This window comes from Nonomuraea sp. NPDC047897 (assembly GCF_043204415.1).
Taxonomy (GTDB): domain Bacteria; phylum Actinomycetota; class Actinomycetes; order Streptosporangiales; family Streptosporangiaceae; genus Nonomuraea.
The window spans coordinates 1-1,503 of the sequence record NZ_JBIDCC010000036.1 but is presented as its reverse complement, the minus strand read 5'-3'; the positions used below and the strand labels follow the sequence as shown (position 1 = coordinate 1,503).

The 1,503-nt window shown below is 66.3% G+C and carries 1 protein-coding gene; it reads right to left on the bottom strand.

What is annotated here, in order from left to right:
- Positions 1–33: 33 nt before the first annotated feature.
- The gene (locus ACGF0J_RS38020) at positions 34–1,392 is read right to left on the bottom strand and encodes an IS4 family transposase (RefSeq protein WP_393154168.1); all 1,359 of its coding nucleotides are present in this window, start codon (positions 1,390–1,392) and stop codon (positions 34–36) included.
- Positions 1,393–1,503: the final 111 nt, after the last annotated feature.

Below are 1,503 nucleotides of genomic sequence, written 5' to 3'. Positions count from 1 at the left end.
CAAGGCCGTGAAGTTTGGGGGTTGTGGTGAGCGTCAAGGGTCTGCCGGAGCGAGGATGTCGATACTGACGGTGGCCTTGTAGCTGGTTCGGTCGATGACCGGGCCACGGGCCTGGTATTTGGAGATGGCGCGTTTGACGATGCGGGGACTCACCCGCAGTCGTCGGGAGGGTAGAAGGCCGGCCAGGACGTGCCGGCCGATCGTGCCCACGAGATCGATGGTTGTGCTGGCGATGATGTTCGCGGCTTGGATGAGTTGATCGCGGGCGGCCTGCCAGGCGATGTTGAAGCTGGCTCGGTCGGGATCGGTGCCGGGTCGGGTGCGGGTGGCCTCCGCCATGGCGGTGCGCAGCAGGTGGTAGACCACGATCAGTGCGTAGATCTCCTGCTCGATCCCGGTGGGCGTGCGGGCGCGCAGCACTCGGCCGCCCAGGATGCTGGACTTGAGCTCCAGATAGGCGGTTTCGATCTCCCAGCGCTCGTGGTAGAGCCGGATCAGCTCGCCCGCTGGGTAGTGGTGGTGGTCGGTCAGGGTGGTTGCCAGTCGGTACACGCCGGTGCGGTGCCCGGCGGTGGTCGCGCTGGTGATCTGGCACTCGATGACGCGTACCCGCAGCGCGCCCAGCATCGAAAGGTAGGAGCCGTCGGGGTAGCGGGCCAGGATCGGCATCACCCGGCCGATTTTGAGTCGGACCAGGACATCGGCACCGGTGGCGGCGATGTCGCCGATCAGGTCTTTGCCGCTGAAGTTCCGGTCTGCCAGCAGGATCATGCCTGTGCGGAGGCTGGGCAGCAGGTGTGGGGCGTAGCCGGTCTCCCCTGTGGTGGTGGGGCCGAACACCGCGTCGATGACCGTGCGGGTGCCGCACGCGAGCAGGGCTACCAGCCGGATCTGCGGGTAGCCCGTGCCGCCGTGGTTGCCACGCTGTTTGGTGAAGCGGGTCAGCATCTTCGGATTGTCGGGGACGGTCAGTGTGGTGCCGTCGATGGCGCAGACCAGCAATCCTCGCCACCAGGTTCCGCGTTGTCCGGGTGCGGCCACCGGGCCGCGCAGGATATCGAACAGCCACCGCAGCGGGGCTGGGCCGAGGCGTCGGCGGGCCTGGGACAGTGCGCTGGCGGTCGGTGCCGCTATGGGCAGGTCGCCGAGCGCGCTGGTGAGCTTGTGCCATACCCCCAGGTATCCCACCTCAGGGAACAGGCAGGCGGCCAGCAACAGATAGACCACGACACGAGAGGGCAGATCCCGTAGGCGAGACTGCATCGTGCGGGTGACGGTCAGGGCCTCATCGACCATCTCGAAGGGCAGGTGCTGGGTCAGTTCACCCAGATGACCGGGGGCGAACCGGCCGTGGGCAACGGTGATCGTGCGTGTGACAGACTGGGTATCCAACGGAGTTCTTGCTACTCGGTGATCTTGGTCGACACCGTTCTAGCAGGAACTCCGTTGCCTGTTCCGGCCGACTTGACAGCCGCACCACAACCCAAACTTCACGGCCTTGGG